We start from the raw sequence: 8,478 nt of genomic DNA, 5'->3' as shown, positions 1-8,478 counted from the left end.
GCCCAATTCGCTGCCCACGACGATCACCAGATCGGCCTCGGCAATCACCGCATCGCTGTCCGGGCGCGCCAGGAAGGCGCCAAAGGACAAGGGCTGGTCCGGTGCCACCAAACCGCGCCCGGCATAGGTGGTGAAACTTGCCGCCCCCGTCATCTCCAGAAGCGGGCCAATCGCCTCGGCCCCGCCACGCGCACCGCCGCCAAAGATGAACAAAGGCTTGTCGGCGGCCAGAACGGCCCGCACCGCCGCCTCCAGATCGCCATCCCGCGCGCGCGGCGCAACGGCGCGCGCTGCGGGTGCCGGCGGATCCTCGGCCTGCGCCTCAAGCAGGGGTATCGGCACCTGCAGATGTTTCGAGCGCGGCCTGTCACAGGCGAATTCAGTGAACGCCCGTTCAATTAACGCATAAGCGGCAGCGGCAGAGCGCGCCTCTTCGGACCACTCGCAGACCGCAGCACCGGCGGCGCGCTGATCGCGCATCTGGTGCAATTGCCCGCGCTGCGCCGCCACATCCTCCAGGCAGGATGAGATCGCCAGAACCGGCACGGAATCCGAATAGGCCTGCCCCAGCGGCGTCATCGCATTCGTCAGCCCCGGCCCGGTGATCACATAGGCCACCCCCGGCTTGCCCGTGGCGCGCGCATAGCCATCGGCCATGAAGCCCGCCCCCTGTTCGTGGCGCGCAAGAACATGGGTGATGCCCGCCTCCTCAATGCCGCGATACATCTCCTGGTTATGCACTCCGGGAATGCCGAAGATCACGTCGACATCCCGGTGTTTCAGCATATGGGAAATCTGTGCACCAAGTGGTCGTGTCATGGCCTCAGGCCCTCCAGAAACGAATGGTGAAAATGGCGAACACCGCCAGCAGTTCAAGCCGCCCCAGCAACATGGCAAAGGCCAGCATCCATTTGGCGGTATCCCCCAGACCGGCAAAATTGCCGGTCGGCCCGATCTGGTCGCCCAGACCCGGGCCGATATTGGCAAGGGCCGCCGCCGCGCCCGACACGGATGTGGTGAAATCCAGACCCGTCATGCCCAGCGCCACGGACAACAGGCCAAGGGTCACGATAAAGAAAATGAAGAACGACATCACCGAATTCAGAACCTCTTCGCTGACCGGGCGCCCGTCATAGCGCGGCACGAACACCCCATTGGGCGAGCGAATGCGCGCCACCTGCACGCGGATCGAGGAAATCAGCAACTGATACCGGAAGATCTTGATCGAACAGGCGGTTGATCCCGCGCAGCCCCCGATCAGGCCGGTGAAAAACAGCACCGCGATCGCAAAACCGCCCCATTGCATATAATCCGCACTGGCATAGCCCGTTCCCGTCAGCAGCGACACCGTGTTGAACAGCGTCTTGCGAAACGCCTCTTCGCCCCCGATTTCGATCGTGCTCATCTTCCACAGGCTGATGCACAGCACCAGAACCACGGCCGTGGCGAAAAAGCCCCGGATCTGCGGGTCATGCAACAAGGGCTGCGCCGTGCCTGCGGTCAGTTGCACGAAGCGCACGAAGGGCAAGGCCGCCAGCATCATGAAGATCACCGCCAGGTATTCGGTGACAGGGCCGAACACGCCGAACGAGGCATCATAATTCGAGAACCCGCCCGTCGCGATGGTGGTCATCGCATGAACCGTTGCATCAAACGCATCCATCCCCGAGCCCAGATAGGCCAGCGCACAGATCATCGTGAGCGACAGGTAGATCACGGAAATCCGCTGCGCGATTTCACCCGCGCGGGGCAGGATCTTGCCAAAGGTATCAAAGCCTTCGGATTTGAAGATCTGCATCCCCCCCACACGCAGTTCCGGCAGGAACACCATCGCCACAACAATGATACCGATTCCGCCCAGCCATTGCAGCAATCCCCGCCACAACAGCAATCCATGCGGCATCTCTTCCAGCCCCGAAAGCACCGTGGAACCCGTGGTGGTCAGCCCCGACATCGCCTCGAAGAACGCATCCACAAAGCGCAGTTCGGTGGCGCCCAGCATGAAGGGCAGCGCGCCAAAGACCGGCAACGCAAGCCAGACCGTCGAGGTCAGAAGAAAGGTCTGCTGGATCGTGAGGCCTTGCCCGACCGAATTCGAGCAGGCCAGTGCCATCAGCACTCCGATCAGGATCGTGATCATCGCGCTTTCTGCAAAGGCCGTCCAATGACCCTGCCCTTCCGCCAGATCGACAAGCATCGGCAACAGCATCGTGCCGCCCAAAACGGCGATCAGAAGGCCAATCACATATCCGACAGGGCGTAGGTCTACCATGGGGCCGAGCGTTGGCTTGCCCATCCGCTGCTGTCAAGCCACGCTCTGCGCGGCTTTCGGGCTCAGCTTTTGGCAGAAGCTGCGGGCATCGCCGGTGGCGTGGAAGGCGCACGTCTTTTGCGCGCAGGCTTTGCCGGAGCGGCCGACTGCGTTTTGACCACAGGTTCCACCGCAACAGCCGCAGCCACGGCAGGCGCGGGTTTGGGCTTGGCTGCCGCCTTTGGTTGGGGCGCAGGGTCCGCCACAACCACCACGGCGGGCGCGGCCTTGGCTGCGGCCTTGGCTTTGGGCGCTTTTGCAACCTTGGCCTTGGCCTTGGCCTTGCTTTTGGCCTTGGTCTTGGTTTTCGCCTTGACCCGCTCCTTCTTGGCCACCGGAGCCTGAGCCGGCTCGACGCCAGCGACCTGGAACGCGCGCACCGGAACAAGCGGTGCCTTCAGCATCGCATCGGTCATCATGTGCAGGATCTGGATCTGGCTGGTCAGCGTCTGTTCAACGATCTTGAAACAGGCCGCCGACAGTTTCGCCTGCGTCTCGAGTGGGTTCATCATGTTCATCGTCATGTGCTCCTTTTACGCATCATCTGCCGTCGTCAAAGGCAGTCCCGGCAGACGGGGACCATATTGCGCCAGACGTTGGCGGTTGCTGCGCGCGGTGTCCGACAGGGGTTCAAGTGTAGCGCGTCCTATCTCTTCCGGGCTTTTGCCGGCCCAGACGCTCAGAGTTCCGGCCACGAATGCCTCGGTAAAGGCGGGCAGTTTTTCCGAGAGCATCTCGGTGGCTTCATTGGACGGGACCGACCATGTGCCGCCCATCCCCATCATGCGCATGGCGATCACGAACTGCGTGTCCGATGCAAGTTGGGCGCAAGACATCCAAAGACGGGTGACATCGGTGGCCCGGGCAACCAGTTGGTGCATCCATACTCCTTGCTTTGGCTCAGATGATTCCAAAGCGTACAAAACTGCCCCCTTATGCCACAGATCCCCGCTGCGGCGAAGCATAAAATGCTGCACTGCGGCATCAGGCGCATTTCCCACAAGAAAACGCGCGCCCCGAATAGCTCCGGGACGCGCGCAAAACATGCGGATTTCAGCCTGGGACCGGGGTCAGACGCCCTGCTCAGCCCACGTGAAACAGTGTCGAGAACAGCCTGGGGTCCAGGCTGTTCTGCTCGAAGGTTTCGCCCTCGGTCAGAACCGACACCGCATCATGGCTGTGCAGGCTTTCCTGGTGGCTGGCGATGATGCGGAAATCCCCGATCCGGTGATCGGCCTGCAACACCGCGCAGAACAGACGCGCTGCATCCTCGACAAAGATCGGGTTGGCCGCGTTCAGCTCGGCAAAGGCCTGTTCATCCTCGCGCTTGACCATCACCTGGGTTTCGGTCGGCACCGCGCGACGGCAGGCCTCGACCAGGTCTTCAAACCACAACACATCCGCTGCCGGGTCCAGCACCACGGAAATCCGCGCCACCGAGCGTTGCGAATGCGGCGTGGCCAGTTGACCGCGCGTGGCGCGCGCATGCTCGCTCAACTCCAGCGAACAGGGGCAGGTCGAGCTGTAAACATAGTCCAGATGCATGATCTTCTGACGCAGGCCATTCTTTTCGACCAGTTCCAGCGCGATATCGTAATACTGATAGCCCGCCAGCCCCGAGCGCAGGCTCTCGATCTTCATGGGAAAGGAAAATCGCATCTGGATGCGTGCATCAAACGATCCCAGATCGGATTTGTAGTCATCCAGCGCCGCTTCGATCACTTCAAAGCTGAAGGTCTCTTCGGCGTGTTTGTAAAACGAGCGCATGATCCGGGACATGTTGATGCCCTTCTTGTCCGCCTCAAGGCTGACTGTTCCGGTCACCGAGGTCTCAAGCGTCAGCGGACCGTTGTCGCGGGTCTGAACCCGCAGCGGCAGCCGGAAATTCGAGATTCCCACATGCTGAATCTGTTGTTTCGCGCCACGGATCAGGCTGGAGGGGCCGTTCTGCAGATCGGGCAGCGTCTCCTTATAGGCACGGTCCACGGCAAAACCGTCCGGGTAATCGCGCGAAAACGCCGGGTATTGCGAAGCCAGCACACCGGGAACAAGGTTCGCAACCGAGGGATCCAGTTCCACGATCTCGGCTTCGGATGCGCTGCGCGCCCAGAGGCGCAACGTATTCAGCGCAGCAACGGCTTCGGAACGATCAGGATCGTTGTTGATGGATGGCGAATGGATGTTCATGGTCGTTTCCTTTTTGACCCGCATCACAGTAGATAGGTCGCGGGGCGATGCTTTGCCAATTTTGTATAGAATTACGTCCAAAGCGACATTGCAGATCAGTCTTTTACGGCAAGTTTACCCCGCGTCAAGCAACCATCTCCAGCGCATCCAGCATCCGTCGCACCCGCCCCAGCGCAAGGCGGGCATGGCTGATCACCACGACATAGGGCTGATGCAGGGGGATCGTCACCTGTGACAACCGCACCAGCCGTCCCGAGGCCATCGCGGTCTGCGCCAGCACGGTCTGCCCAAGTGCCACGCCGGCACCGGCTTCGGCCAGGGCCAGAGCCGCCGCGTTGCCCGGCACCGTTATTGCGATCCTCTCCGGCGCGGCCAGATCGCGCGCCCGGCACCAGTCCGACCAGGTCGGCATGGTGGAAAAACTGGGGCCCCAATCCATCTGGATCAACCGCAGCCTGCGGAATTCAGGCACCGCCGCATCCCAGTCCGCAGCCAGAGCCGGGGCGGCCATCGGCACCACCTCATCGCGAAACAACGGCTGACTCCAGAGTCCCGGATAGGTCTGTGCGCCATAGGTAAAGCGCATGTCGATCCCCTCGTTCTCAAGATCAACCGGGTCCTCCTCGACCCGCAACCGCACCGAGGCCCCCTCGAACCGCGCCAGCAACCCCGGCAGCCAGCGATCCGCCAGCGAAGGCAGCGCCGAGATGACCAGCGGGCGCGGCCCGCCCGGATCGCGCAGACCCGAGGTAAAGGTGGCGATCTGGTTCAACGCCGCCGCCGCGTTCTGATACAGATCGCGCCCCCCGTCCGTCAGCTGAATCTGGTTGTTGTTGCGAAAGAACAGCTTGCGCCCAAGATAGGATTCGAGGTTGCGCACCTGTTGGCTGATCGCCGCCGAACTGACGCCAATCTCTTTGGCAGCTGCGGTGAAACTCCCTGTGCGCGCAGCCGCTTCAAAGGCGCGAAGGGCATTCAATGGGGGCAGTCTCATCAGCGCGTTCCAAAAGATTATCTTTCGCAACCCTAGATCATCTTGATTGGCCCGTCACATCCTTTGCCGCACAGTGCAGCCAGACATCACAGGAGTTTTCATGCGCGATATCCTCGACCTTGACCGCTTTCCACTGGACAAGCCCGGCACCCCCGAGTGGGAGGCGCTGGTGGCGCGCTGTCGCGCCGATCTGGCCCGGGACAACATGTTCAACCTCGACGGGTTCATGCGCCCCGAGATCGCACAGAGCGAAGCCGATCATTTTGCCCCCCGCTTTGAGACCGAAAGCTTCCTGCACGAGCGCGAGCATAACATCTATTTCCTGAAATCCATTCCGGGCCTGGCCGAGGATCACCCGGCGTTGACCCGGTTTCGCACCTCCAACCACACGATCTGCGGCGATCAGATCGAGGGGAGCGCCGTGTTGAAACTCTATCAATGGGCCCCCTTTGCCCAGTTCATCGCGGCCACCATGGACAAGGAGGTGCTGTATCAGATGGAGGATACCATGGCCCGGCTGAACGTGATGTCCTATCACGAAGGTCAGGAGCTGAACTGGCATTTCGATCGCTCTGAATTCACCACCACCCTGCTGCTGCAGCCCCCCGATGAGGGCGGCGCATTTGCCTACCGCTCGGACCTGCGCAGCGCGGATGATCCCAATTACGAGGGCGTGGCCCGGCTGCTCAGCGGACAGGACGACGCGGTACGCCTGATGACGGTCACACCGGGAACCGTGAACGTGTTCAAGGGCCGCAACACGGCCCACCGCGTGACTCCGGTCAAGGGATCGCGCGCCCGCATCATCGCGGTGCTGTCTTACTATGAACGCCCCGGCGTGCAGTTTTCCGATGAAGAGCGGATCGGGTTTTACGGACGCGCGTCTTGAAGATCAGCACCGTGATCCGGGGCAAGCGGCGCAAGACAGGCGCAAGGCTGTCTGGCCACCGCCATCCCCTTCGGCAACGTCTCGGGCTTTGGTTGTGAATCGGCATGCAAAAGTGACCCACTTGGGTGGGTTATGATCATCTAAAACTGACCCACCTGCATTGTTAACGTCCGTGCGCTTTGGGCACGGAGGAAGAGCAGGTGTTACTGATGGAACCGGCAATGAAGATCCGTGGTTGGATCTTGGGGGATGGGCGCAGCATCCATTCCGTGGCGCGCGAGACGGGGATTTCGCGAACGACGATCAAAAAGTATCTGAAGGACCCGGAGCAACCGCGGTATCGGAGACGGCAACCGCGTGTTGGGTCCAAGCTGAACGCACAGTTCGAGGCGCGTCTGCGGGAACTTTTCGATCATGATCTGGCCCTTCGGCGGCGTGATCGGCGCACAGCGAAGAAGCTATATGAAGAGCTTGTCGTGGAGGGCTACACGGGCTCCTATTCACCAGTTCAGCGGTTTGTCAGTGAGCTCAAGAAGTCATCGGGAACCGACGGAACTGATGCATTCATCCCGCTCTATTTCGCGCCTGGCGATGCGCTTCAGTTCGACTGGAGCGAGGAATATGTCCTGTTAGGCGGTATCCAACACAAGGTTCACGTCGCCCATTTCCGCCTGTGCCACAGCCGCAAGCCTTTCGTCGTGGCCTATATGAACGAGAAGCAGGAGATGGTGCTCGATGCCTTTGTGCGGGCACTGAGGTTCTTCGGCGGCGTCCCACGTCGGGTGATCATCGACAACCCCAAGACCATGGTGACCTATGTCTCGCGATCGAAGGACCGGATCTTTCACCCACGCTTTCTGGCCTTGATGAACCATTACGTCATCGAACCTGTCGCCTGCACCCCCGCTTCAGGATGGGAGAAGGGGCAGGTCGAGAACCAGGTGCAGTTTCTGCGTGGCGAGCTGTTCACTCCCAGGCTGGCCTTTGACGATCTGGCGGCGCTGAATGCCTGGCTTCTGCTGCGCTGCGAGGAACTGGCTGAACGCCGCCATACGGATCAACAGCATCGCACAATCGCCGAAGTCTTTGCGGATGAGAAGATCGAGCTGCGCCCGCTGGGCCGCCCTTTCGACGGTTATGTCGAAAAAACTCTGCGGGTCAGATCCACCTGCCTGGTGCAGTATGACAGCAATCGCTACAGCGTGCCGTGCGAACATGCGGGGCATCACGTCTCGTTGCGCGCCTATGCTGATCGGCTTGTCATGATCGCAAACGACGAAATTATCGCTGAGCATAAGCGGCGCTTTACACGCAATATCAGTTACTTCGAGCCCTGGCACTATGTGCCGCTGCTCGATCGCAAGCCCGGTGCGCTGCGTGATGGCGCACCTTTTGTCGGTTGGGAATTGCCCAAATCGATGGAGCAGATCAAGGATCACTACATGCGCGAGAAAGGTGGCGACCGGGAGTTTGTCGACCTGCTGCTGCTGGCACTTGAGTATGGCATCGACGTGGTCGAGATGGCCTGCGATCTGGCCGTCGAGCAACGCACCCTGCGCTTGCCGGCGATCATCAATCTGGTCAATCAGCTGCTGGAGCCGAAAATCGCGCCACTGGCGGAGACACATGCCTATCCACAGCTGACCCTGCGCCCAGAGGCCGATTGCAAGCGATATGAAGCGCTGTGTGCTGCGGGGAGGGTTGCGGCATGAACGCCCTCATCGACCAACTCGCTGCCCTCAGGCTTCATGGGATGGCAGCTTGCGCTCAGGATTTGCTTGCCGCGCGCACGCCACCAAGCCTGACAACAGCGCTGAAGACCTTGATTGAAGCCGAGACCAAAGAGCGGCGGGTGCGGTCCATCCAGTATCAGATGCGCATCGCCAAATTTCCCCACCACAAGGACTTCGCTACCTTCGATTACAGCGCGGCGACCGTCACGAAAGTGCAGATCGACCCGTTTTGCTCAGGCCAGTTCACCGATGACGCACACAACATCATCCTCGTCGGCGGAACCGGCACCGGCAAGACGCACATTTCCATCGCGCTCGGGACCAATCTCGTCAATCGGGGTAAGCGGGTTCGCTTCTATAATGC

Annotated in this window: 9 protein-coding genes; 3 read left to right on the top strand and 6 right to left on the bottom strand. The window is 60.9% G+C overall.

Translation table 11 applies throughout. The features are described from left to right. The 6 genes from WAO69_RS00275 to WAO69_RS00250 form a co-directional block, all read right to left on the bottom strand. Positions 1–819 (bottom strand): thiamine pyrophosphate-binding protein (locus tag WAO69_RS00275; protein WP_422175543.1); only part of this gene is annotated, 819 nt, incomplete at its 3' end. Between the two features lie 4 nt (positions 820–823). Further along, on the bottom strand, positions 824–2,272 hold the full coding sequence (locus WAO69_RS00270; RefSeq protein ID WP_422175541.1) for a TrkH family potassium uptake protein: 1,449 nt from the start codon (positions 2,270–2,272) through the stop codon (positions 824–826). A gap of 62 nt (positions 2,273–2,334) precedes the next feature. Continuing rightward, on the bottom strand, positions 2,335–2,829 hold the full coding sequence (locus WAO69_RS00265) for a hypothetical protein (RefSeq protein WP_422175539.1): 495 nt from the start codon (positions 2,827–2,829) through the stop codon (positions 2,335–2,337). Between the two features lie 15 nt (positions 2,830–2,844). Next, positions 2,845–3,192 carry an antifreeze protein gene (locus WAO69_RS00260; protein WP_422175537.1) on the bottom strand — a complete coding sequence of 116 codons (348 nt, stop codon included), beginning with the start codon at positions 3,190–3,192 and terminating at the stop codon, positions 2,845–2,847. Between the two features lie 202 nt (positions 3,193–3,394). Further along, the gene (folE2, locus tag WAO69_RS00255; RefSeq protein WP_422175535.1) at positions 3,395–4,498 is read right to left on the bottom strand and encodes a GTP cyclohydrolase FolE2; all 1,104 of its coding nucleotides are present in this window, start codon (positions 4,496–4,498) and stop codon (positions 3,395–3,397) included. A gap of 124 nt (positions 4,499–4,622) precedes the next feature. Further along, positions 4,623–5,492, bottom strand: a complete 870-nt coding sequence (locus tag WAO69_RS00250) for a LysR substrate-binding domain-containing protein (protein WP_422175533.1) — start codon at positions 5,490–5,492, stop codon at positions 4,623–4,625. Positions 5,493–5,592: 100 nt separating this feature from the next. Here WAO69_RS00250 and WAO69_RS00245 point away from each other — a divergent pair, with 100 nt between their 5' ends. The 3 genes from WAO69_RS00245 to WAO69_RS00235 form a co-directional block, all read left to right on the top strand. After that, positions 5,593–6,381 (top strand): HalD/BesD family halogenase, encoded by a 789-nt coding sequence (locus tag WAO69_RS00245; RefSeq protein WP_422175531.1) that lies wholly within the window; start codon positions 5,593–5,595, stop codon positions 6,379–6,381. 221 nt (positions 6,382–6,602) lie between these two features. Beyond that, entirely contained in the window at positions 6,603–8,093 is a 1,491-nt protein-coding gene (gene istA, locus WAO69_RS00240; protein ID WP_422175529.1) for an IS21 family transposase, read from the top strand. Beyond that, on the top strand, positions 8,090–8,478 hold a 389-nt coding region (locus tag WAO69_RS00235), incomplete at its 3' end, for an ATP-binding protein (protein ID WP_422175527.1). The genes istA and WAO69_RS00235, both read left to right, overlap by 4 nt.

The sequence above is a fragment of the Aestuariivita sp. genome (assembly GCF_049276915.1).
GTDB lineage: Bacteria > Pseudomonadota > Alphaproteobacteria > Rhodobacterales > Rhodobacteraceae > Aestuariivita.
The sequence above is the reverse complement of the archived record's forward strand: the minus strand, read 5'-3'. Positions and strand labels throughout refer to the sequence as shown.

Excerpts from the sequence above, each read along its gene's own strand:
- WAO69_RS00270 (WP_422175541.1), bottom strand. The coding sequence starts at position 2,272 with ATGGTAGACCTACGCCCTGTCGGATATGTGATTGGCCTTCTGATCGCC.
- WAO69_RS00265 (WP_422175539.1), bottom strand. The coding sequence starts at position 2,829 with ATGAACATGATGAACCCACTCGAGACGCAGGCGAAACTGTCGGCGGCC.
- WAO69_RS00260 (WP_422175537.1), bottom strand. The coding sequence starts at position 3,192 with ATGCACCAACTGGTTGCCCGGGCCACCGATGTCACCCGTCTTTGGATG.
- folE2 (WP_422175535.1), bottom strand. The coding sequence starts at position 4,498 with ATGAACATCCATTCGCCATCCATCAACAACGATCCTGATCGTTCCGAA.
- WAO69_RS00250 (WP_422175533.1), bottom strand. The coding sequence starts at position 5,492 with ATGAGACTGCCCCCATTGAATGCCCTTCGCGCCTTTGAAGCGGCTGCG.
- WAO69_RS00245 (WP_422175531.1), top strand. The coding sequence starts at position 5,593 with ATGCGCGATATCCTCGACCTTGACCGCTTTCCACTGGACAAGCCCGGC.
- istA (WP_422175529.1), top strand. The coding sequence starts at position 6,603 with ATGAAGATCCGTGGTTGGATCTTGGGGGATGGGCGCAGCATCCATTCC.